Genomic DNA, 23,283 nt, shown 5'->3' with positions numbered 1-23,283 from the left:
CTACAACGGCGGAAACGCGGTTTTCGACCAGGTGATGCGATAGAGGTCGAAGCGGCGGTCGGCGTAATTGCGGGTCGTGCCCGTGTGCCGGCTGGTCAGCAGCGAGGGCAGCGACAGATCGGCCAGCGCGATGGTCTCGGTGTTGGGCGCCGTGTCCGCCGCCACGCCGTCGCGGGCGAAAGGAAAGTCGGAGGGCGTCAGGATGCAGCTTTCCGCATAGTGCACGTCCATCGCATCCACGTTCGGCAGGTTGCCGACCACACCGGAGAGGATCATGTAGCATTGGTTTTCGATGGCGCGGGCATGACAGCAATAGCGCACACGCAGATAGCCGCGCCGCTCGTTGGTGCAGAAGGGTACGAACAGCATCAGCGCGCCCTGGTCGGCCAGAATGCGGGCCAGTTCCGGAAACTCGCTATCATAGCAAATCATGACGCCAATCGGGCCGCAGTCCGTGGGTATCACCGTGGCGCCGTCGCCGCCTTCGATGTTCCAGTATTCGTTCTCCGACGGCGTCGGGTGCAGCTTGTCCTGGGCGTAAATGGCACCGTCGCGCAGGAACACGAAACAGGTGTTCCGGATCGACCCGCCTTCCGTCATGGTCAGGTGCGAGCCGCCGATGATGTTGATGTTGTAGGATACCGCCAGGCGCGACATCAGTGCCTTGTAGCGCTCGGTGTATTCCGTCACCTTGATAATGGCTTCCTGCGGCGGCTTTTTCTCCGTTTCCAGCGACAGCAACTGGGTGGTGAACAGTTCGGGGAAGGTAACGAAGTCCGCGCGGTGGTCGGAGGCGACGTCGACGAAATACTCGATATTTTGCTCGAACTCCTCGACATTGGCGATGCGGCGCATCTGGAACTGCACCGTCGCCACCCGCACCTGGGCCGGCAGCCGGTGGTCCGGCCTTGTGGTGCGCGAGGTCGGGATTTCCGCCGCCAGCGGATTGGTCCAGAGCATGTGCACCGCGTGCCCGCCCGACGGCTTGTCGTCCGGCAGGTAGTTTTTCAGGATGCCGATGGGCTCGAAGCCCTGTTTCATCTGGAAATTGATGACCTGGTCCTTGACCGCCAGCCCCCGCACCGCCTCCAGATAGGTTTCCGGCTCCGGATAGTCCCGCCGCCGGCGCTGATAACCGGGCATGCGCCCGCCGAAGATGATGCCTTTCAGCTCCAACCGCCGGCAGAGTTCGCGCCGGGCACGATAAAAGCGCTGGCCTATGCGCAGGCGGCGATAGTCGGGGTCGACCGACACATCCAGGCCATAGAGGATGTCGCCTTCGGGATTGTGGCGCGAACTGAAGCCGCCGCCGCTGATCTCCTGCCAAGTGTGCTGGCGCCGGGCGATCCGCTCCTCGACGATGCAGGTGACGCAATAGCCGACGATCTTGCCGTCATAGACGGCGACGAACACGCCGTCGGCGAAATTGTTGATCTGGCCGCGCACCTGTTGCGGCGAATAGGCGAGTTCCGCCGCATAGACACGGCGAGAGAGCGCCACGACTTCCGCCACGTCGTCGAGTGACGCATTGCGGATCAGCAACTTGGCTTTTGTGTCTTGCATAGAACTTGGTCCCGATACCGTCGTAGCGATGGCGTTCGGCAGCCTATAAGGGCATTCTTCGCATAAACGCAAGGGAGCGTTGCGCCCTCTGGACGCGGCCTGCGCCTTGCGGAACAATCGCGGCCTTCCCTCCCCCGGTCGCCAGAGAGCCTTGTCCCATGTCCCGCCAGTTTCCGCGCATCCCAGTCATCGGCTATTGCGATCCGCTCTCGGTACGGCCCGGGGAGACCATCGGCTTCAAGGTCTCGTGCGCCGAACCCGGGGCGTTCTCGGCCCGGCTGCTGCGCTCGATCTGCGCCGACCCAAACCGCGACGGCCCCGGCATCGTCGAACAGCCGGTACAAGCCGCCCTGGCCGGCGACTATCCCTGCCGGCAGCAAGCCTTCAATCCCGGTTCTTATGCCCGTGTCGAGCGGGGACCGGCGGTCGCGGGCGACGTGACCCTGGCCGCCACGATCTGGCCGACCCTGCCCGGCGACGGCGAACAGGCCATTCTGTCCGCCGGCGGCTTCGAGTTGTACCTGGACGCGACCGGCGCACTGGCCGCCAAGGCCGGCGCTGTGGCGGTGTCGACCGGCAAGCCGCTGCTGGCGCGACAGTGGTGCGACGTGCGCCTGTCCTATGACGCAGCCAACGGCAGCCTCACCGTGGCCCAGAGCCCCTACGGCATCTGGGGCGAGGCGGCGGATGCGCATACCGCCGCGCCGGGCGCCGCCTATGACGCCGGCCGGCCGCTGCTGATCGCGGCCGCGCTATGTGACGGTCATGCCGACCGCCATTTCGACGGCAAGATCGAGGCGCCGGCGATCTATGCCGCCGCGTCCGCCGATCCGGGCCGGCTGGCGGCCTATTGGGACTTCGCCCGCCAGTCTTCCTCTCTCACCGTCGAGGATGTTGGCCCGGGCGGCCATCACGGGCGCCTGGTCAACCACCCGGCCCGCGCCATGACCGGTTCCGCCTGGGACGGTTCGGCCATGAACTGGCAGCACAAGCCCGAACACTATGGCGCCATCCATTTCCACCGCGATGACATTTACGATTTCGGCTGGCAGACCGATTTCGAATGGACGGTGCCAGACGGCTTTCCCTCCGGCGTCTATGTCATGCGCATCGCCCAGGGCGAGCACGAGGACGCCATCCCCTTTTATGTCTGCCCGCCCAAGGGTGAACGCACGGCGGATCTGGCGGTGATCGCCTCCACCTTCACCCATGTCATCTACGGCAACCACTCCCGGCCCGACTTCAAGCCGGACTGGATGGACCGCCATCTGGCCCGCGGCGGCTATCCCTGGAACCCGGCGCAGTATGAGGAGTTGGGCTGCTCCACCTACAACTTCCACCGCGACGGTTCCGGCATCTGCCATTGCTCGCACCTGCGGCCGCTGCTGAACACCCGGCCCGGCTACATCACCATGGGCTATGGCGAAGGCTCGGGCCTGCGCCACTTCCAGGCCGACAGCCACCTGATCTGGTGGCTGCACGAAAAGGGCATACCTTACGACATCATCACCGACCGCGAACTGCACGAAGAAGGCGTGGACGTGCTCAAGGGCTATAAGGCGGTGACCACCGGCAGCCATCCGGAATACCACACGCCGCAGACGCTGGACGCGCTGCTCGCCTACCGCAATTCCGGCGGCAAATTCCTCTATCTGGGCGGCAACGGCTTCTATTGGCGCGTCGCCATCCATCCGGAGGAAAAGGGCATTGTCGAAATCCGACGGGCCGAGGGCGGCATCCGCGCCTGGGCCGCCGAGCCGGGCGAGTATTACAACGCCTTCGACGGCGCCTATGGCGGCCTCTGGCGCCGCAACGGCCGGCCGCCGCAGCACCTGGCGGGCGTCGGCTTCACGTCTCAGGGCCAGTTCGAGGGCACCTACTACCGCCGCACGCCCGAGAGCCATGCCCCCGACCTCGCCTGGATCTTCGCCGGCGTCGAGGACGAGGTGCTGGGCGATTTCGGCTTTTCCGGCGGCGGTGCGGCCGGCTACGAGTTGGACCGTGCCGACGTGCGCCTCGGCTCGCCGCCGAACGTCCGGGTGCTGGCAGTCTCCGAAGACCATCCCGACCATTTCGTGCTGGTGCCCGAGGAATTGCTGACCCATCTCACCACCTGGGCGATGGAGCCGATCGACAAGCTGATCCGCGCCGACATGGTCTATTTCGACGTGCCGGGCGGCGGCGCGGTGTTCTCGGTCGGCTCGATCACCTTCTGCGGCTCGCTGCCCTGGAACGGCGGCGACAACAATATCAGCCGCATTGTCGAGAACGTGATGCGACGCTTCCTGGCCTGAGCTAGACTGCCGCCAACGACCGCTACAGAGGAAACCGCCGCCGATGCCGATCATCGATTCCCAGGTGCATGTCTACGACGCCAACACGCCGGCCCGACCCTGGGCCACGGTGCCGAACTGGCCGCCGCATGTGACCGGCGCGGAAATGGTGGCCGCCATGGATGCGGTCGGCGTCGACGGCGCCATCTTCGTCTCGTCCTTCAGCATGTACCAGTACGATGCCAGCTATGCGCTGGAGGTGCACAAGGCCTATCCGGGCAAGTTCGGCCTGGTGAAGCCGATGAACGCGGACGACCCAGCGGTGGCCGACGTCATCGCCGACTGGAAGGCCACGCCCGGCACCGTCGGCGTCCGCATCATGATGACCCACGGGCCGGAGCGCTCGCCGGACCATCCGGGCTTGGCGGTGATCGCCCGCGAAGCCGCACGCCATGACTTCCCCATCAACCTGCTGTGCTGGGGCAAGCTGGAAGACGGCCAGACGCTGATCGATGCCCACCCGAACACCCGCTTCGTGCTCGACCATCTGGGCCTGGTGCAGCCGCGCGAACCGGTCCCGGCCGGAACGGCCTGGGAGCCCTGGGCCGACCTGCCGAAGGTGCTGGAACTGGCCAAGCGCCCGAACGTGGTGATCAAGGTCTCGGGCGCCTGCACGCTCTCCAAGGTCGGCGACCCTTACGGCGACATCTGGGACCCGCTCGCCCGTCTGTTCGACGCCTGGGGTCTCGACCGCTGCCTCTGGGGCACTGACTGGACTCGCGCCCACGCCGTGCTCTCCTACGAACAGGGCGTGCGGCCCTTCGTCGAGACCGACCGGCTCACCGCCGACGAGAAGGCCATGCTCATGGGCGGCGCTTGCGCCAAGGCCTACAACTGGCAGCCCAGTTGAGGCGGCCATGCGCGTCACCCCTCTGACCGGCACTTTGGGCGCCGACGTCACCGGCCTCGACGTCGCTGCGCTCGACGCGGCGGCGTTCGCGGACCTGCGCGCGGCGCTGCTCCGCCATGGCGTGCTGGCAATCCGCGACCAGTCGCTAACGCCGGCCGCGCAACTGGCGTTCGTGCGCCGCTTCGGCGACATCCACTTCCATCCGCACGTGCACGGCCTGCCGGAGCAACCGGAGGTGATGGAAATCCTCAAAACCGAGACCGACCGGGACAATTTCGGCTCCGGCTGGCACACCGACCAGATGTTCCTGGAGGCACCGGCCGCCTTCACCTGTCTCTATGGCCTGGAAATCCCGCCGGCCGGCGGCGACACCCTGTTTGCCTGCCTGCGCAACGGCTATCGCACCCTGTCGCCGGCCATGCAGCGGTTGGCTGGGGGATTACGCTCGCTCAACCGGTCGGTGGCCGCGCAGATGGCCGGCCGGAACGCCTCGGCGGCGGCCACCTTCGGCAGCATGCGCGCCAAGGATGCGCCGGCGGACGAAAAGCTGGCCGAGCACCCGGTGGTCCGCCGCCATCCGGAGACCGGCGAGCCGACGCTCTATATCGGCCTGCACACGGTCGGCCTCGCCGGCCTTTCCGAAGCGGAGGCGCGGCCGCTGATCCAGTTCTGGATGGACCATCTGACCCGGCCGGAAAACACCTGCCGCCTGCGCTGGCAGCCGGGCACACTGGCGATCTGGGACAATCGCAGCGTGCTGCACAACGCCATGAACGACTATCAGGGCCAACGCCGGCGCATGCACCGCATCACCGTGGTCGGCGGCCCGACCGAAGCCTATGCCCAAGCCGCCTGAGCCGTCGCCGATTTTGCCGCGCCCGATCCAATGGATAGCGCTGGCCGAGTGATCGTCCGTGGCTTATTTTATAGGCAGAACGTGTTTTGAACCACGCGCCGGAGGTATCCCATGCCATCCGCTTCTGCCTCAAGTGCAGCCGACGCCGAAGCCCGCTTTCAGGCGCGCATCGACGCCGAAGACAAGATCGAGCCCAAGGACTGGATGCCGGAGGGTTATCGCAAAACCCTCGTCCGCCAGATCAGCCAGCACGCCCATTCCGAATATGTCGGCATGCTGCCAGAGGGCAACTGGCTGACCCGCGCGCCGACGCTGCGGCGCAAGGCGGCGCTGATGGCCAAGATCCAGGACGAGGCCGGCCATGCCCTCTACCTCTATTCCGCCGCCGAGACGCTGGGCGCCAGCCGGGACGACATGTACCGCGACCTGCTCTCCGGCAAGGCGAAGTATTCCAGCATTTTCAACTACCCGACGCTCACCTGGGCCGATATCGGCGCCATAGGCTGGCTGGTGGACGGCGCAGCGATCACCAACCAGGTGCCGCTCTGCCGCTGCTCCTTCGGCCCCTATGCCCGCGCCATGGTGCGGGTGTGCAAGGAGGAAAGCTTCCACCAGCGCCAGGGCTATCAGATCATGCTCTCGCTCGCCCACGGCACCGAGGCGCAGAAGGCCATGGCGCAGGATGCGCTGAACCGCTGGTGGTGGCCCAGCATCGCCATGTTCGGCCCGCCGGACAGCGACTCGCAGCATTCGGCCCAGAACATGGCCTGGAAGATCAAGCGCCACTCGAACGACGAACTGCGCCAGCGTTTCATCGACATGACCGTGCCGCAGGCGGATTTCCTGGGCCTGCGCATTCCGGACCCGGACCTGCGCCTGAACACGGACACCGGCCATTACGAGCACGGCCCCATCGACTGGGACGATTTCTGGGCCGTGGTAAAGGGCGAGGGCCAATGCAACGCGGATCGGCTCGCGGCCCGGCAAAAGGCCCATGACGAGGGCGCCTGGGTGCGCGAGGCCGCGCTCGCCCATGCCCGCAAGCGGGCGGCCCGCCAGGCCGCCGGGAAGGTGGCAGCGGAATGACAGCGACGACAGAACAGGAATGGCCGCTTTGGGAGGTGTTCATCCGCGCCCGTGGCGGTCTGGACCACCGGCATGTGGGCTCGCTGCGGGCGCCGGACGCGAAAATGGCGCTGATGAACGCCCGCGACGCCTATACCCGCCGCGGCGAGGGGCATTCGATCTGGGTGGTGCAGGCCGCCGACATCCACGCCTCGAACCCGGACGACAAGGCCAGTTTCTACGACCCGGCCGACGACAAGGTCTACCGCCACCCCACCTTCTACCAGTTGCCGGCGGAGGTGGATCATATCTGACCCGAAGCCCCTCTTCGAATACACACTGCGCCTCGGCGACTCGGCGTTGATCCTGGCGCAGCGCCTGGGCGAGTGGACCGGCCACGCGCCGGTGCTGGAAGAGGACCTGGCGCTCGGCAATCTGGGACTGGACCTGCTGGGCCAGGCCCGCGCTTTCCTTGCCTATGCCGGCGAGATCGAGGGCCACGGCCGCAGCGAGGACGACCTGGCCTTCCGGCGTGACGCGTGGGAGTTCCGCAATGTCACGCTGGCCGAACTGCCGAACGGCGACTTCGCCCGCACCATGGCCCGCCACCTGCTGTTCGCGGGCTGGCACGAACTGGTGCTGGAGAGCCTGACCGGTTCGCGCGACGAGCGTCTGGCCGCCATTGCCGCAAAGGGCGTGAAGGAAATGGCCTATCACTGGCGCCACGCCGCCGAATGGACCATCCGCCTCGGCGATGGCACCGACGAAAGCCACCGACGCATGCAGACGGGGCTGGAAGCGGTTTGGGGCTACACGCCGGAACTGTTTGCGAGCGACGCCGTGGATACGGCCATGCTGCAAGCCGGCATCGGAGCCGATCCGGTCGCGCTTCGGCCCGCCTGGGACGCCCGAGTGGATGCCGTGCTGGCCGAGGCGACGCTCACCCGCCCCCAAGGGCGCATTCGCTCCAACGGCAAGCAGGGCGTGCATTCCGAGTATCTGGGCCATCTGCTGACCGAGATGCAATTCCTGCAACGCGCCTATCCGGGGATGGAATGGTGACACCGGACGCCGCCATCGCCTCGCTCGACGAGGCCCGTGTCTGGCGGGCACTCGCCACGGTCAGCGATCCGGAACTGCCCTTCCTCTCGGTGATCGACCTGGGCATCGTCCGCGAGGTCTCATTGGCGAACGGCGTGGTTGTCATCACACCCACCTATTCGGGCTGCCCGGCGACCGAGGTAATCGGCCTCGCCATCGCTACCACGCTGGCGGAAAACAACCTGGACCTTCGGGTCGAAATCCGGCTCGCGCCGGCCTGGACCACGGACTGGATCACGGTGGCGGGCCGGGAGAAACTGCGTGCCCACGGCATCGCGCCGCCGCCGCAGGCCGTCGCCGACAAGCGCGCCCTGTTCGCCGAACCGCCCGCCATCGCCTGCCCCCGTTGCGGCAGTCTCGACACCGAGCGGGTCAGCGCGTTCGGCGCCACCGCCTGCAAGGCCCTGTACCGCTGCCGTGCCTGCCGCGAACCATTCGAGGCGTTCAAGTGTCTGTAACCCCCCGAAGCCAGCCCCGCATCCATCCCCTCGCCATCGCCGAAATCCGCTGCGAGGCGCCGGACGCGGTGGCGGTCCGGTTCGCCGTGCCGGACGCCCTGGCCGCCGACTATGCCTACACCGCCGGCCAGTATCTGACGTTGTGCCGCGATTTCGACGGCGCAGAGCTGCGGCGCTGTTATTCCCTCTGCCGCCGGCCGGGCGACCCGGGCCTCTGGATCGGCGTGCGCGAGGAACCGGGCGGCCGTTTCTCCGGCTGGCTCAACGGGGAGGCGCAGGTCGGCGACACGGTTCCGGTGCTGACGCCCGACGGCCGTTTCACCTTCACCCCCGACCCGAACGGCCCGCCCCGCGAACTGCTGTGCGTCGCCGCCGGCAGCGGCATCACGCCGGTGCTGGCCATTCTGGAGACCCTGCTGGCGGACGAGCCGCAAAGCCGCGCCACCCTGGTCTATGCCAACCGCGATGCCGCCCACATCATGTTCCGGGAACGGGTGGAGGATCTGAAAGACCGGTATCTCAGCCGGCTGGGCATCTTCCACGTGCTCAGCCGCGAGGTGCCGGAGGTCGACCTGCTCGCCGGGCGGTTCGACGCGGCCAAGTGCCAGGCCTTTTTCGGGCCGAACGGCGTTGCGCCGGCGGACGGATTCGATGCGGCCTATCTCTGCGGCCCGGAGCCGTTAATGGATCTGGTCGCGGACAGCCTGCGCCACCATGGCCTCGACGCGGCCCGCATTCGGCGCGAGCGGTTCCTGAACGCGGACGCTCCCGCGCCCACGGACGCGGCGGTTCGGCCGCCGGAACCCGTCCCGGACGGCACGGAGATCACCATCATCATCGACGGCCGCCGCCGCCGCTTCGCCTTCGATCCGGCCCATTCCAGCATTCTCGATGCGGCGCGGGCAGCGGGAGCCGACGTGCCCTATGCGTGCAAGGCGGGCGTCTGCGCCACATGCCGCGGCCTGCTGGTGGAAGGCGAGGTGCACATCGCCCGCAATCACGCACTCGACCCGGACGAACTGGAGCGCGGGTTCATTCTGAGTTGCCAGGCTCGGCCCACCACCGCCCGGGTCGTCATCGACTACGACCGCCGCTGAGCCGCTGCGGCCCCGCTCAGCCGATTCGCCGTCGGTTGTTCAACGCAATCAGCCCCAGGCCGATCAGGCTCGGCACCACCACCAGCGCGTATAGCAGGGGCGTCGTGGCCGGCACCCGCGTCACGATACTTCGCATGAGGAAGGCGCCCAGCAGGATCGCCGCACAGAGGCCGAACGCCAGACCGACCCGCCAGATCTGGCCGCGCCGGTTGAACGGTCCCACCAGCATGGTCGCCACGGTGACAATGGTGACGACGCCGGCGAACAGAGCCGTCGCAATGCGATAATGGCCCTCGGCCCGCAACTCCCGCATCTGGCTCGCCCCGACATCGTCTGCCGTGACACCGAACAGCTCGTCCATGCTGCGCTCTTCCGGTTCCCGACCGCGATTGGACAGCTTGGCGGCGAAAATCGAGAGATCCAGGGTGTAGTGCTCGAAATAGAGAATGTTGGTGCGGCCGGTCTCGCGGTTGTGTTCCTGCACATTGCCGTTGCGCAGCACCAGTCGCGGACCTTCGGATGTCTGGGTCAGTGCACCGTATTCCGCCATCCAGGTCTGGGTCTTTTTCGGATCGCGCGCGTCATAGAACAGGATGCCACGCAGCACATTCGCGCCAATCCGCTGGTCCACATAAAACATAGTACCGGAGCGGGGCGTGTTGAAGCGGCCCGGCTGGATTGCCAGCGCCGCCAGATCGTGCCGCTGCAGGAACTGGGCTTCCTTGAACGTGCGCACCGCCTCGGGCGAGAGATAGAAGGTCATCACCGCGTTGGCGATGGCGAACAGCAGCCCGACCAGCAAGGCCGGCCGCGCCAGCGCCCAGTCGCTGAGGCCGGTGGCGCGCATGACCACCAACTCGCTGTCCTGCTGCGCCCGGTAGTAGGCGAAAATCAGGGCGAGACAAAGGGACAGCGGGATCAGCACCGGCAACAGCCGGGGCATGGCGAGAACCACCAGCCACAAGAACGTGGTCAGCCCCATGCCACCGCTGAGATTTTTCAGCAATGGCAGCGCGCTCCACAAAATGGCGATCGCCGCGAACACCGCCGTGATCAGAACGGTTGCAAGCAGGATCTGCCGCGCCAAATAGCCGGTGGTATGTGCAAGAAGCCTAGGCATAACCATGCGTATAGGCGATGCTTGCGCCGAAGGCGAGCCAACGGTGGCCTGGCATGCGCGTCCGAGTGGCGCTGCCCCCTCCATTGCCGCCGCGCGAGCGATGTGGGTCAGGCATGGCTCAGACATGGATTCAGACGAGGATGATGGGAGGGCTAGGCCCGATGAAGATTGCATTTTTGGAGCCCGCCGCCGCAACCAGCGACGCCATCGTGGTGGCCGTCGGCGAGGACCGGACTCTCAGCCCGTCGGCCGAGACGCTGGACCGGGCGACCGGCGGTGCCATCCGCAAGGCCATGGCCGCCTCGCGCTTCACCGGCAAGGCACGGCAGTTTCTGGATATCGTCGCGCCGGCGGGCGTCGATGCCGGGCGGATCGTGCTGGCGGGCCTCGGCAAGCCGGCGGACGCCAATGCCCGGACCTGGCAGGACTGGGCGGGCGCCGCCCACGGACAGGTCGCGAACAGCGGCGCGGCCTCGATAACACTGATGGTGGATGCCATGGATGGGCCGCTCACCGCCAGCGATGCGGCTGCCAATGCGGCCTTCGGCCTGGAACTGGCCAGCTACCGCTTCGACCGCTATCGCACCACGGAAAAGCCGGAACAGAAGCCCAGCCTCACCGAAATGGCGGTGATGAGCGAAAACGCCGCCGCCGCCGCCGCGGCCCACAAGCCGATGGCGGAGGTGGCCGCCGGCGTCCGCCTCGCCCGTGACTTGGTCAGCGAGCCCGCGAACGTACTCTACCCCGAAACCCTGGCCGAGCGGTGCAAGGACCTGGCGGCCCATGGCGTCGACGTGGAGGTCATGGACGAGGCCCGGCTCGAATCCATCGGCATGCGCACCCTGCTGGCCGTCGGCCAGGGCAGCGCCCGCGACAGCCGGGTGGTGGTGATGCGCTGGCTCGGCGCCGACGACGAAGACGCCGCCCCCATCGCGCTGGTCGGCAAGGGCGTGACCTTCGACACCGGCGGCATCTCCATCAAGCCTGCGGGTGGCATGGAGGACATGAAGTGGGACATGGGCGGGTCGGCCGCGGTGATCGGCGCGATGCGCGCGCTGGCGGGGCGCAACGCCAAGGCCAATGTCATCGGCATTGTCGGCCTGGTCGAGAACATGCCGTCGGCCAACGCACAACGCCCGGGCGACGTGGTTACCTCGCTGTCGGGCCAGACGGTGGAGGTCATCAACACCGACGCCGAGGGCCGGCTGGTGCTGTGCGACCTGCTCACCTATGTGCAGCGCACCTATAAGCCCAAGGCCATCGTCGACCTGGCGACACTGACCGGCGCCATCATCATCAGCCTGGGCCACCACCATGCCGGCCTGTTCGCCAGCGACGACACCCTGGCCGATGGCCTGAGCGCCGCCGGCACGGCGGTGGGCGAGCCGGTCTGGCGCATGCCGCTGGGCGAGGAATACGACAAGGCGCTGAAGTCGGCGATCGCCGACATGAAAAATGTCGGCGGCCGCGACGGCGGCTCGATCACCGCGGCCCAGTTCCTGAAACGCTTCGTCGAGAACGGCACCGCCTGGGCGCATCTGGACATTGCCGGCATGGCCTGGGGCAAGGAAGCGAAGCCGACCGTGCCCAAGGGCGGTACCGGCTATGGCGTTCGCCTGCTGGACCGGCTGGTCGCCGACCGCTACGAGCACGCCTGACCCGCGCGGAGCCCCGGCCGGTGGAAGTGCATTTCCGCAACCTGGCCAGCAAACCGCTGGAGCGCTGGCTGCCGACCCTGGCGGCAGACCTGTACGGTCAGGGCCTGCGCCTGGTGGTCCGGGTCGGCTCGGAGCCGCGGCTGCGGTCGCTGGACCAGGCGCTCTGGACCTACGACCCCGGCTCCTTCCTGCCGCATGGCGCGGCCGGGGACGGCCAGGATGAGCAGCAGCCGATCCTGATCACCATGGGATCGGCCGCGCCGAACGGGGCCTCCATTGTGCTGGCCGTCGACGATTGCAGCGCCACGCCCGACGAGGGATTTCAGCGCCTGGATTATTTTTTCGACCGCAACGATGCCGCCGGACGCGACGCGGCGCGCATCCGCTGGCGCGAATGGCGCGAGTTGGGAATCGAACCGATTTACTGGGAGGCAGACGCCCAGGGTTGGCGGCGCGCGGGTTAGTCGCGCCATGCGCTGTTGCCGTCCGATCCGTCGATGGCTATAGACCGCCCGCCTAGACATACATACGGAGCCAGCCCAAATGGCCATCGAACGCACGCTTTCGATCCTCAAGCCCGACGCGACCCGCCGCAACCTGACCGGCCAGATCAACGCCCGGTTCGAGGAAGCAGGCCTGCGCATCGTCGCGCAAAAGCGGCTGCAACTCACCATGCCCCAAGCCGAAGGCTTTTATGCGGTGCACAGCGAGCGGCCGTTTTTCGGCGAACTCTGCGCCTTCATGACCTCCGGTCCGGTCGTGGTGCAGGTGCTGGAAGGCGAGAATGCCGTGGCGGAAAACCGCCGCATCATGGGCGCCACCAACCCCGCCAACGCCGACGCCGGCACCATTCGCAAGGATTTCGGCGAGTCGATCGAGGCCAACTCGGTCCACGGCTCCGATAGCGCCGAGAATGCGGCGATCGAAGTGGCCTATTTCTTCTCTCAGATCGAACTGGTCGGCTGACCGGCATCGTCCGGACACAACGCGAAACGCCTCGGCCCTGCTGACCGGGGCGCTTTCGTCGGCCTCAAAGGGCGTGGTGCAGTTCAGGCCGGGGCATAGTCCACGATGGCGTGCTCCTGCTCGCCCAGCCCTTCAATGCCGCAGCGCATCACATCGCCCGGCTGCATATAGCGCGGACTTGGCTTCGCGCCATGGCCGACGCCGGCAGGCGTTCCGGTGGCGAGCACATCGCCCGGCAGGAAGGTCATGAACTGCGAGAGATAGGCGATGCATTTGGCAACGCCGAACACCAGGTTCGCCGTGGTGCCGTCCTGGTGGCGCACGCCGTTGACCTCGCACCAGATTTTCAGATTGTCCGGATTCGGCACCGCATCGGCGGTCACCAGCCACGGGCCCAGCGGCGCAAACGTGTCCGCGCTCTTGCCCTTGGTCGAACCGCCGCCGTGCTCCATCTGGAAGGCGCGCTCGGACACGTCGTTGAAGGTGGCATAACCGGCCACATAGCGCAGCGCCTCGGCTTCCGAGACATAGCGGCAGGTGGAGCCGAACACGACCGCCAATTCGATCTCGTGGTCCAGCTTGCGGGCGTTCTTGGGCCGGATGATCGCGTCATTCGGGCCGCAGAGCGAGTTGATCGCCTTGTTGAAAATCTGCGGCTCGTCCGGCGGCGCCTTGCCCACCTCCTCGGCATGGTCTTTGTAGTTCAGGCCGATGCAGATCATCTTGCCAATGCCATGAACCGGCACGCCGAGACGCGGGGTGCCGGACACCAGGGGCAGCGTCCTGGGCTCGATCGAGCGCAGGATGTCGAGCGCGATCGGGTCGAGCTGGTCCGGGGTGACATCGGTGATCACATAGGACAGGTCGCGCAACCGTCCCGCGTCATCCAGCATGCCCGGCTTTTCGGCACCGGGCTCTCCGTATCGGACAAGGCGCATGGGTGGGGTTTCCTCGGGCCATGGGGCGATTGTGACGGCAGGGCTGCCGTTTGGCTCCGAGTGTAACGCGCCAACGGACGCGGCATCAATCGCCCAGCGCCGGCCTTACCCCCGCGCCTCCACGTTCCGTTTGATGTTCGCGAGGCAGACGGCGGCTTCCTCGTCGATGCGGCGCACCATATCCTCCGTTGGCGGTTTCGGCCGGACCGGATTGCAGACGGTACGGGTGAACCGGGCGCCGCCCTCGACCGGCTCCACATCGTACCGCACCACGATCTTGCCGATGAAGGTCGTGTCGGCCTCGCCGATCCACAGCCGGGCGGGTGCGCTGTCGGTGACGGTCCAGTTCAGCTCGACGCCGCCGGTCCGCGTGTGCCATTCCTCGCGGAAAGTATCGCCTTTCACCAACGGCCGGTCCGCGCTGGTGATCTGGTGCGAAGCCTGGATCCATTCCGGCCAGGAATTCGGGTTGGAGACATAGTCCAGCACCGCGCCCGGCGGTGCGTCGACAACGATGCTGTGGCTACGTTCGAAAGCGACGGTGCCGCTCATGGGCGTTCTCCGGCCGGTGGTTGGGGGTGGACGGTACTGTAGCAGACACCGCCGACCCGCCCACCGGCCTTGCACGCGCCGTCAGGCCGCAGGGGTCGCCTCGTCCTCGTTCTCCCGATGCTCGGTGAGGACGCGGATCAACTGGCGTTTCGAGATCACGCCCTGGAAACCGCCGTCATCATCGACCACCGCGACCGGGGCCTCCGATTGCAGGATGGTCGGCAGCGCTTCTTCCAGCACCGCATTGGCCGAGACGGTCTGGGTGCTGTCGGCCAGGTCGTAGAGCGTCTGTGAGCCCGCCCCATTGGTCTTGGCCGCAGTGACCAGCTCCTGTTCCGTGACGACGCCACGGAACTCGCTACCCTCGAAGACATAGCCGTAGTCGGCTTTCTTGCCCCGCATCTCGCGCAGCGCCGCGTCGATGTTCTCGGTCGTCAGGCGCAGGCGCGGCGGCCGCATCACCACATCGACCGTCAACACCCGGGCGCGGTTCACGTCGCGCACAAAGGCGGCGACATAGTCGTCGGCCGGGTTCAGCAGGATGTCCTCGGGATTGCCGACCTGGCTGAGACGGCCGTCCTTGAGGATCGCGATCTTGTCGCCCAGCTTCAGCGCCTCGTCCAGGTCGTGGGTGATGAAGACGATGGTCTTGTTCAGCTTTTCCTGCAATTCGATCAACTGATCCTGCATGCCGGAGCGGATCAACGGGTCGAGCGCGCTGAACGCCTCGTCCATCAGCAACACCTCCGGATCGCCGCACAGCGCACGGGCCAGACCGACGCGCTGCTGCATGCCGCCGGACAACTGGGCCGGATAGGAATGCTCATAGCCCGCCAGGCCGACGGTTTCGATCCATTCCGCCGCCTTCTCGTCGCGCTGGCGCTTGCCGACACCCTGCATTTCCAGGCCATAGCCGACATTCTGGATGACGGTGCGGTGCGGCAACAGGCCGAAACGCTGGAACACCATCGCCATCTTGGTGCGGCGGAACTGGCGCAGCTCCTTCTCGTTCATGGTCAGCACGTCAACCCCATCGACCAGGATACGCCCCGCCGTCGGCTCGATCAGCCGGTTGAGGTGGCGGATCAGGGTCGACTTGCCGGAGCCCGACAAGCCCATGACCACGAAGGTCTTGCTTTCCTCCATCGACAGCGTGATGTCGTGCAGGCCCACCGTGTGGCCGGTGTCGGCCAGGATCTGGTCCTTGCCCTCACCGGCCCGCGCCCGCTCCAGCACCGCCTGCGGGTTGTTGCCGAAGATTTTGTAGACGTGTTCGACTTCGATTTTCGCCATAACGCGTTCCCCTCTCTTAATGACCGACGCCGCGGTGTTTCTGAATGCGCAGGCCATAGGCCTGGCTGACGCGGTCGAACACGATGGCAATGGCGACGATGGCGAGCCCGTTGAACAGGCCCATGGAGAAATACTGGTTGGTGATGGCCTTCAGCACCGGCTGCCCCAGCCCCTTCACGCCGATCATGGACGCGATCACCACCATGGCGAGCGACATCATGATGGTCTGGTTCACGCCGGCCATGATGTTCGGCATGGCCAGCGGGATCTGCACGCCGAACAGGCGCTGCTTGAAGTCTGCACCGAACGCGTCCGCGGCTTCCAGCACATCCTTGTCGACCAGGCGAATGCCCAGATTGGTCAGGCGGATCACCGGCGGAATGGCATAGATCACGACCGCGATGACGCCCGGCACGCGGCCAATGCCCAGCAGCATCACCACCGGGATCAGATAGACGAAGCTGGGCATGGTCTGCATCACGTCCAGGATCGGCGTGATGGTCGCCTGCGCCCGGTCGAACCGGGCCATGAGAATGCCGATGGGAATGCCGATGGCGATGGCCAGCAGGGTGCAGACGGTGATGATCGACACCGTGCGCATGGTGTCTTCCCACATGCCGAAAAAGCCGATCAGCAGGAACGACACCACCACGCCCGCCGTCAGCTTCCAGTTGCGGCTGGCCATATAGGTCAAGCCGGCGATCACCGCGATCACCAGCCACCAGGGCGCATCCAGCAGGACGCGCTCGAACCAGATCATGAATTGCAGCAAAGGATGAAAAAAATTTTCCAGCCCCTCGCCGTAGGCGCGCGAGAAATCCCGGAAGCCTTCGTCAATGCTGCGCTGGAGCAGCCGCAAGGCATCCCGGGACAGGGATGGAAAGTCAAAAAGCCAGTTTCCCTCGGCCATGGACCTCGCCTCTCAATAGTTTTGTGTTGATTCTTGATGCCCGGCGCGCGTTCGGCGAACAACAAACGACAACGGTGCGGAGTTGCCTGTCGAGGCCACCCCGCACCGCCGGTTACCGCCCTAGGCGCCGCTCAAAGCGCGCCTTCGACCTTTTTCGCGATATCGTCCGCAACCCATTGCTTCCACAGGTCCGGATACTTCTTCAAGAAGTAGCGCGCGCCGTCCTCGCCCGTGTACTGGTTGTCGGACATGTAGGCCAACACCTCGTTGGCGACCTTGTTCGACCAGGCGCGCTTCTTCAGATAGGCCATGCCGGTCGGCGAAGCCTTGGCGAAGCGGGGCGTCACAACCGTCCACACCGGCGAGCGGGTCCAGGCGTTCGGCTTCGGGTCGGCGCAGTTGGGCTGGCTGGTGCAGGTGCGCCACTCTTCCTCGTCATGCTTCACGCCCATGCCGAGCTTGACCATCGGGTATTTGCCGAGAATGGAGGTCGGCGCCCAATAGTAGCCGAGCCACGGCTCCTTGCGCTCATAGGCCTTGGCGATCGCGCCGTCGAGGCCAGCCGCGGAACCCGGATCGATCAGATTGAAGCCTTTCTCCGCGCCCTTATAGGCCTTGAACAGGTTTTCCATCAGGATCTGGCAGTTCCAGCCGGCCGGGCAGCCATAGACCGCGCCCTTGTCCGGGTTCTCCGGATCCTTGAACAGCTCGGGGTGCATCAGCGCGTCGTTGACGGTTTTGATGTCGGGATGGGCCTCGGCAAAGTATTGCGGGATCCACCAGCCTTCTTCGCCGCCATCCTTCAGAATCTCAGCCGCATAAATCAGGCGGCCTTCATCCACCGCCCGGTCCAGCGCGGTGCGCACGGCGTTGATCCACAGTTCCGGCGCAATGTCGGGTTCCTGCTTCTCCATCATCGAGGTCGAAGTCGGCATGGTATCGCCGGGCACGAGCTCGACATTACAGCCATAGCCTTCTTCCAGGATGATCTTGTCGACATAGGCGGCGAATTCCGCCGAGGCCCAGTTCATGTCGGCAATGGTCACGCGCCCGCACTCGGCGGCGGCCGGCTGAACGCCGACCAGCGCCATCAGGGCGGCTCCCGCAAGGGCAGTCATTGAAAAACGCATAAGGGTCAATCTCCCTATTCTCTGCTCTCGGTTCTAGTCTGTGAGACAGGGGTACAAATTCGATACCCATCTGTTGGAAGCGTAGTCCCGAGACTTATTATCCTGTGGAACACTTTATCCCAGGACCAGTCGCTTCACTACAATCCGACGCGTTGGCGGAACCAACTCGGATTACCCGGTGGGGTCGTATATCTGACCCCATGCCGGAACAATACTCACGCAAACAAGCCGAGTCGACCCCTCGGCTCAAAAAAATTTCGGAGAATGTCAAGCGGAATCTTGGCGGATACCCAGCCAGGGCCTAGCGGAGCGGCCCGATCCTCGCCTCAATCCCGCCCGGCGGCGGCCCGGTCGATGGCCCGCGCCAGGCGAATATCCCGCTGGGTCAGGCCGCCGGCGTCATGGCTGGTCAGCGTGATGTCGACCCGACCATAGACATTGAACCATTCGGGATGGTGATCCATCTTCTCCGCCATTAACGCCACCTCAGTCATGAAGGCGAATGCCGTGCGGAAAGTCTCAAAGCGGAACGAGCGCCGGATGGCGTCCCGCCCCTCCACCGCTACCCAGCCAGGAAGGCTATCGAGAGCGTCGCGCCGGGCGGCGGCGTCCAGAGGTGTGGCCATGACGTCGGTTCCTCCTTTTGGCGTGGGGGCCCCTCGGTGATGGGGGAAATCCTGCCACCCAGCCTGGACGACCTGCAAGCCCTGGCCGAGCAGGCCTTCGCAGCAATCCCGCCGGCGCTCGCCCGGCACGTCCAGGGCGTCGCCGTGCTGATCGAGGACTTCCCCGATGCGGCGGTGGAGCAGGCCATGGGGCTGGAATCGCCCTTCGACCTGCTGGGCCTGTATCACGGGGTCTCGCTGGCCGAGAAAAGCCTTGGCGACGTGCCCCAGGACCTGGACCGGATCTTCCTCTACCGCCGGCCGATCCTCGACTATTGGTGCGAGACCGGCGAGGACCTGGCCCATGTGGTGCGCCATGTGCTGATCCACGAAATCGGCCATCATTTCGGCCTCTCCGACGCGGACATGGAAGCGCTGGAGGCCCAGGTGCGGGACGACGTGCGGGACGACCGCGCGCCGTAGGGGACAAACCCCCGCCGGCTACAAGCCTGCGCGCACCCGGGCGAGATGGGCGCCGGCGCACATTGTCTGCAGTTTGCGGACCGCGACATCCGGCGAGCACATGACCAGGCCGCAGTCGGGCGCGGCCATGACGCGCTCCGGCGACAAAATCTCCGCCGCTGCGCACAGCCGGTCCGCCACATGCTCCGGCGTTTCCAGCGGCACGTCGTCGGAATTGAACACGCAGCCGAACATCACCGTCTTGGAGCGGCACGCCTTCAGCTCGGCCACATCCAGCTTCGAGCCCTCGAACTCCAGCGCCAGAATGTCGATGGCGGAGGTCTCCAGCGCGGCGATGACTCGGCTGTAGCTGTCAACGATCGGCCGTTGCAGCCCCGGTTGCGGATAACCGTAACAGATATGCACGGCGGTCTTGGCGCGCAGCCCCTCGGCCGCACGGTTCAGCGCCTCGATGCCCCAGGCCTCGCACCGATCCGGATAGCGGCTGAACACCGGCTCGTCGAACTGGATGATATCGGCGCCCATGGCGTCCAGCAGCCGCGCTTCCCGGTTCACGGCCTCGGCCCAGCCCATGCCGAAGGCGCGCTCGTCGCCGTAATAGGCATCAACCGTGCTGTCGACCACGGTCATCGGCCCCGGCAATGTCACTTTGACCGCCCGGTCGGTGTGGGCCAGCAGAAACGCCAGGTCGTCGGCGATGATCGGCCCCTTGTGCTCGATCGGACCGACGCAGCGGCCGGTCATCACCCGGCGCCGACCGCCACGCATCTGCTTTTCCGCCAGATTGGCGTAGTCGAACCCGCCCATCGCGGCGGTGATGGCGGTGACGTAGTTCTTTCGCCGCTGCTCGCCGTCAGAGACGATGTCGACGCCGGAATGTTCCTGCTGCTGGATCACAGCGCGGGTGGCATCATCCTGGGCCGTGCGCAGCAGGGCGTCCGGCACGCTCCAGCGCCCGCCCTCGCCGAAATGATCCTGCTTGCCGTCGAGCGCGAAGGTCTTCTCGTAGAGCCAGGGGCGTTTCGGCATTGAGCCGACGACGGTGGTGTGAAAGGCGTTGGACATGGGGTGCTTCCTGCGGTGTTCGGGTCGGGTGCCGGACGGCCGGTCGGGCGAGGCGGTGCCGGCACCCATCATCTTCTTAACGCGCCATTAACTTAGCGGGGCCACGGTGGATTCAGAAATAGGTAACATCTTGATCCAAAGGGGGAGGAGCGCATGCGAATTCGGCCCGGTGCCGTGGGTATCTCCCTGGCACTCATGCTCCTCTGGTCGCCCGAGACGGATGCCGCATCGGCGTCCCGGGCCGGAGACCGGTCGGCGGGGGCGGACGGATCGGGCATCGTTGTCGCCTATCATCGCCACACCGCACCGGTCCAGGCGGTCGCGAGCAATGCGGACCAAAGCCTGATTGCCACCGGCGACCGGGCCGGCGCGGTCTATCTCTGGCGCCTGGCCGAGGCTGAGACCGCGCTCGGCGCCGCCTTGCGGCAGAAAGGCCCCGGCATCGGCACACCGCCGGCCTCGCCCTTGCCGGGTCCGGTGGCTGCCCTGGCCTTTGCCGATGCCCGCTGCAACGGCCCCGACAATCCGGTCGACCCCGGCTGCGGCTTACTGGTAGCCGGCGCCAGCGGCGCGGGCTTCAGCTATCTCCGCCTCTATGACTGGCGCCGTGGGCGGGTGCTGGCCGCAGCCGAGGTGCTGCATGGTCGGTTGACCCGCCTGGCCGCGGCGCCCGGCGGGGCCGAGATCGCGGCCTGCACCGCAACCGGCGCGATCCGGCGCTTCCGACCCGACGGCAGCGGCGGCATCCTGATCCGCCCCGCATCGGCCGCAGAGACCAGGCTCGCGGCCCCCACAAGTCGCGGTTGCAATTGGATCGGCTACGGGCCGGACGGCGCCCTGCGCATCGCCACAGCTACCGAGCTTCTCGTCCTGCCCGAATCCAACGCCGCAGCCGAGAAAGGCGCGGAAGCGGCCGCGCAGGCAATGCCGGCGCGAGCGCCCTTCGCCTTTGCCCCAAAGACAGCGGCGTTCGCGCTGGCCGTCGGCGAAGCGCGGCGGATCACGCTCTATCCCGACGGGCCCGCGACGCCGCAAAGCCACCGGCCCCGGCGCATCGCCACGGGCTCGCGCTTTGGCCGGGCCGGAGCGCAGGCTCTGGCCTGGGTTGACGACGGCGAAACCCGGTACCTGCTTGCGATCGGCCCCTTCGGCGATGGCGACTCCGCAATCGCAGGCGCGGTCACCCACCGGATCGAACGCTGGCGCATGCCCGACCGGCTCAAGGCCGCAACGGCCCGATTATACGGGAGCAATTTCAATGAATTACTGGCGTTGCAGGGGCAGGCTCTGGCGCTATTGCCCCTGACCGCCGCCTGGAAGGCGATCGGCGACCCGGATCGGCATCGGTATGTGGCCGTGCTCGACAGCGCCCACCGGCTGGTGCTCGTCGCCGGCCACAGCGGCTACACCAAGACCGCAGACGGCAAACGCATGGCCGATCCCGCCTTCGTGCTAGCGCCCCGCCCCTATGCCCAAGGCGCCTTGCAGGTTTCCGACGACGGCCGGAACGCCTGCTTCTGGCCGGGCGGGGACGCCGGGCCCGTTGCCTTCCATCCCGTCAGCGAAAACCCGACTCCCTGTCCGCCGCCGGCCCAGGCCGCGGCCATAGTGGCGCCGATGCACGGGCCGGACGGGCTCGTGACCCTGGCGCCGGCCACCCGACCATTGCGCGATTTCGCCGGCGAGCGCCTGCGTGCCTACACGGTCAGCGCAGACGGCCACACCTTGTTCGCAGCCGTCGCCCGCGAAGGGTCGAGCCAAACGGTCGATCTGCGCCGCTATACGTTGCACGGCGACCGGTGGGCGCCGGCAGGCGAGCCTGCGCCCGCGGCCAGTGACGTGGTGGCACTCGGCCTTTCAGGCGGTTCGACCCTGGGCGTCGTGACCCGCGGCGATGGCACGACAGGCGCCCCCTACCGCATCGAGGTCCGAGCCGTCGACCCATCGGATGCCCAGCCTGCGCTAGTCCTGCAAGGCTTTGTGCCGTCGGCGACCGACACCGCCGCCTTTACGCTCTGCTTCGATGTCCGCGACCCAAGCACGCCGCTGGCCCTGAGCCAACGGCAGGGCCCCCGCATCCGCCTGGGCCCGGCCGAGCGCCACCCGAACGGTCCAGGCGATGCCAGCGCCGACAGGTCCACTTATGCGCCCGGCGTGACCGCGGAGGTGCTGGAGTCCGCAGCCGACCCGTCCTGCACCGCGGCCGCCCTCAAGCCCGGCATGCGGCGCTTTCGCATGAAAATCCGGCTGCCCTTTGCCGTCACCGGCGCCTTCGACCTAGTGCCGGAGGGTGGGCGGACGGAGTATCAAATCCTCGATTTCAGCCGGCCTAATCTCTACGTCCTCGCAGTCGGCATTGACGACTATTACGACCGGCGCTGGCACCTGAACTATGCGGCGGCCGATGCCGCCGCCTTCGCCGGTCTGGTGCGGAAAACCCAGACCCAGCTTTATCGCGACGTCGAGACCGTGGTCATCCTCGATGGTCAGGCCAACCGCAAGGCGATCCTGGTGGAACTGGCAAAACTGCGGCGCAAGGCAAAGCCTCAAGACTGGGTGATGATCTTCTTCGCCGGACATGCCAAATCCGACTGGATGTACAACTATTATTTTCTGCCCTGGGACTACGACCACACCTATCCACACGCGACCCAGGTCTCCGAGTACGATTTGGGGGCCCATTTGCGGGCGATTGCCGGCAAGAAGGTGCTGGTGATGGACACGTGTTTCGCCGGCAATCTGGCCACCGCACCGATCCGCGGCGTCAGCGACGACAACAGACCCCGGCGCCTGCCCTTGCGAGATGTGCGGGCCTATGCGGAGCGGCTGATGCAGGCCGATCCCGGCCTGATCCTGTTTGCGGCCTCTTCGGAGGACCAGACTGCGCGGGAATCGGACCGGCTGGGTCATGGCGTCTTTACCAGCGTGTTGCTGGAGGCGCTGCAATCCCCTGAACACTTTGCCAACCGTCGCAATGCCGGTGCCCTGACCGCACTCGACATCCGCGAATGGGTCGAGGCCCAAGTGGTGCGGCAGTCGCGCGACCGCCAAAAGCCGGTGATCGTCGGCCGCGCCGACCTGATGCGTGCGCCGTTCTGGCAGGTGTCGCCGGTCGGCGGCAGGGACCCGGGGCTGGCCCAGAACGGGGCTTCCGGCGGCAACAAGCGCGGCGGTGGGACGGGCGCGGCGCTGGGGCGGGTGTTGTGGCGAGCGATCGGCCAGGCCGTGCCAAGTTTCTAA

General features: G+C 66.5%; 22 protein-coding genes. 13 read left to right on the top strand and 9 right to left on the bottom strand.

Features of this window, described 5'->3' with window-relative positions; all coding sequences use genetic code 11:
* On the bottom strand, positions 1 to 1,563 hold the full coding sequence (locus tag H6844_01330; protein ID MCB9928048.1) for a GNAT family N-acetyltransferase: 1,563 nt from the start codon (positions 1,561 to 1,563) through the stop codon (positions 1 to 3).
* A gap of 158 nt (positions 1,564 to 1,721) precedes the next feature.
* Between H6844_01330 and H6844_01325 the strand changes: the two genes are divergently transcribed.
* The 8 genes from H6844_01325 to H6844_01290 all read left to right on the top strand — a co-directional run bounded on the left by H6844_01325 (position 1,722) and on the right by H6844_01290 (position 9,323).
* On the top strand, positions 1,722 to 3,857 hold the full coding sequence (locus tag H6844_01325) for a N,N-dimethylformamidase large subunit (protein ID MCB9928047.1): 2,136 nt from the start codon (positions 1,722 to 1,724) through the stop codon (positions 3,855 to 3,857).
* Between the two features lie 43 nt (positions 3,858 to 3,900).
* Positions 3,901 to 4,746, top strand: a complete 846-nt coding sequence (locus H6844_01320; protein ID MCB9928046.1) for an amidohydrolase family protein — start codon at positions 3,901 to 3,903, stop codon at positions 4,744 to 4,746.
* 7 nt (positions 4,747 to 4,753) lie between these two features.
* Positions 4,754 to 5,602, top strand: a complete 849-nt coding sequence (locus H6844_01315) for a TauD/TfdA family dioxygenase (GenBank protein ID MCB9928045.1) — start codon at positions 4,754 to 4,756, stop codon at positions 5,600 to 5,602.
* 111 nt (positions 5,603 to 5,713) lie between these two features.
* Positions 5,714 to 6,688, top strand: coding sequence for a 1,2-phenylacetyl-CoA epoxidase subunit A (gene paaA / locus H6844_01310; GenBank protein MCB9928044.1), 975 nt, complete (start codon positions 5,714 to 5,716; stop codon positions 6,686 to 6,688).
* Positions 6,685 to 6,981, top strand: a complete 297-nt coding sequence (gene paaB / locus H6844_01305; GenBank protein ID MCB9928043.1) for a 1,2-phenylacetyl-CoA epoxidase subunit B — start codon at positions 6,685 to 6,687, stop codon at positions 6,979 to 6,981. The genes paaA and paaB overlap by 4 nt, the downstream gene beginning before the upstream one ends.
* A complete protein-coding gene (paaC, locus tag H6844_01300; protein MCB9928042.1) occupies positions 6,974 to 7,729 on the top strand; it encodes a phenylacetate-CoA oxygenase subunit PaaC in 756 nt (251 codons plus the stop codon). Before paaB ends, paaC begins: the two co-directional genes overlap by 8 nt.
* Positions 7,723 to 8,226: a phenylacetate-CoA oxygenase subunit PaaJ gene (gene paaJ / locus H6844_01295; GenBank protein MCB9928041.1), complete on the top strand. Its 504-nt coding sequence runs from the start codon at positions 7,723 to 7,725 to the stop codon at positions 8,224 to 8,226. Before paaC ends, paaJ begins: the two co-directional genes overlap by 7 nt.
* A complete protein-coding gene (locus tag H6844_01290) occupies positions 8,217 to 9,323 on the top strand; it encodes a 2Fe-2S iron-sulfur cluster binding domain-containing protein (protein ID MCB9928040.1) in 1,107 nt (368 codons plus the stop codon). Before paaJ ends, H6844_01290 begins: the two co-directional genes overlap by 10 nt.
* Before the next feature lie 16 nt (positions 9,324 to 9,339).
* Here H6844_01290 and H6844_01285 read toward each other — a convergent pair whose 3' ends face one another.
* A complete protein-coding gene (locus H6844_01285; GenBank protein ID MCB9928039.1) occupies positions 9,340 to 10,443 on the bottom strand; it encodes an LptF/LptG family permease in 1,104 nt (367 codons plus the stop codon).
* A gap of 161 nt (positions 10,444 to 10,604) precedes the next feature.
* Between H6844_01285 and H6844_01280 the strand changes: the two genes are divergently transcribed.
* From H6844_01280 to ndk, 3 genes are all read left to right on the top strand, one after another.
* Positions 10,605 to 12,101, top strand: a complete 1,497-nt coding sequence (locus H6844_01280; protein ID MCB9928038.1) for a leucyl aminopeptidase — start codon at positions 10,605 to 10,607, stop codon at positions 12,099 to 12,101.
* Positions 12,102 to 12,121: 20 nt separating this feature from the next.
* The gene (locus H6844_01275) at positions 12,122 to 12,565 is read left to right on the top strand and encodes a DNA polymerase III subunit chi (GenBank protein MCB9928037.1); all 444 of its coding nucleotides are present in this window, start codon (positions 12,122 to 12,124) and stop codon (positions 12,563 to 12,565) included.
* Positions 12,566 to 12,644: 79 nt separating this feature from the next.
* On the top strand, positions 12,645 to 13,067 hold the full coding sequence (gene ndk, locus H6844_01270; protein ID MCB9928036.1) for a nucleoside-diphosphate kinase: 423 nt from the start codon (positions 12,645 to 12,647) through the stop codon (positions 13,065 to 13,067).
* Between the two features lie 83 nt (positions 13,068 to 13,150).
* On the opposite strand, the gene H6844_01265 is transcribed toward ndk, so the two are convergent.
* From H6844_01265 to H6844_01240, 6 genes are all read right to left on the bottom strand, one after another.
* A complete protein-coding gene (locus H6844_01265) occupies positions 13,151 to 14,005 on the bottom strand; it encodes a fumarylacetoacetate hydrolase family protein (GenBank protein MCB9928035.1) in 855 nt (284 codons plus the stop codon).
* A gap of 105 nt (positions 14,006 to 14,110) precedes the next feature.
* Complete coding sequence (locus H6844_01260; protein ID MCB9928034.1) at positions 14,111 to 14,557, bottom strand: SRPBCC family protein; 447 nt, start codon at positions 14,555 to 14,557, stop codon at positions 14,111 to 14,113.
* An 81-nt stretch (positions 14,558 to 14,638) separates the two neighbouring features.
* A complete protein-coding gene (locus H6844_01255) occupies positions 14,639 to 15,850 on the bottom strand; it encodes a glycine betaine/L-proline ABC transporter ATP-binding protein (protein ID MCB9928033.1) in 1,212 nt (403 codons plus the stop codon).
* Between the two features lie 16 nt (positions 15,851 to 15,866).
* The gene (locus tag H6844_01250) at positions 15,867 to 16,760 is read right to left on the bottom strand and encodes a proline/glycine betaine ABC transporter permease (protein ID MCB9928032.1); all 894 of its coding nucleotides are present in this window, start codon (positions 16,758 to 16,760) and stop codon (positions 15,867 to 15,869) included.
* Between the two features lie 131 nt (positions 16,761 to 16,891).
* Positions 16,892 to 17,878: an ABC transporter substrate-binding protein gene (locus H6844_01245; GenBank protein ID MCB9928031.1), complete on the bottom strand. Its 987-nt coding sequence runs from the start codon at positions 17,876 to 17,878 to the stop codon at positions 16,892 to 16,894.
* Positions 17,879 to 18,216: 338 nt separating this feature from the next.
* Positions 18,217 to 18,516: a 4a-hydroxytetrahydrobiopterin dehydratase gene (locus H6844_01240; protein MCB9928030.1), complete on the bottom strand. Its 300-nt coding sequence runs from the start codon at positions 18,514 to 18,516 to the stop codon at positions 18,217 to 18,219.
* Positions 18,517 to 18,555: 39 nt separating this feature from the next.
* On the opposite strand from H6844_01240, the gene H6844_01235 reads away from it, so the two are divergent.
* Positions 18,556 to 18,978: a metallopeptidase family protein gene (locus H6844_01235; GenBank protein ID MCB9928029.1), complete on the top strand. Its 423-nt coding sequence runs from the start codon at positions 18,556 to 18,558 to the stop codon at positions 18,976 to 18,978.
* An 18-nt stretch (positions 18,979 to 18,996) separates the two neighbouring features.
* Here H6844_01235 and H6844_01230 read toward each other — a convergent pair whose 3' ends face one another.
* Positions 18,997 to 20,043, bottom strand: coding sequence for a hypothetical protein (locus H6844_01230; GenBank protein ID MCB9928028.1), 1,047 nt, complete (start codon positions 20,041 to 20,043; stop codon positions 18,997 to 18,999).
* 477 nt (positions 20,044 to 20,520) lie between these two features.
* On the opposite strand from H6844_01230, the gene H6844_01225 reads away from it, so the two are divergent.
* The gene (locus H6844_01225; GenBank protein ID MCB9928027.1) at positions 20,521 to 23,283 is read left to right on the top strand and encodes a caspase family protein; all 2,763 of its coding nucleotides are present in this window, start codon (positions 20,521 to 20,523) and stop codon (positions 23,281 to 23,283) included.

It is taken from the genome of Alphaproteobacteria bacterium (genome assembly GCA_020638555.1).
GTDB lineage: Bacteria > Pseudomonadota > Alphaproteobacteria > Bin95 > Bin95 > JACKII01.
Note: the sequence above shows the minus strand (reverse complement) of the source record. Positions and strands in the feature narration are given on the sequence as shown.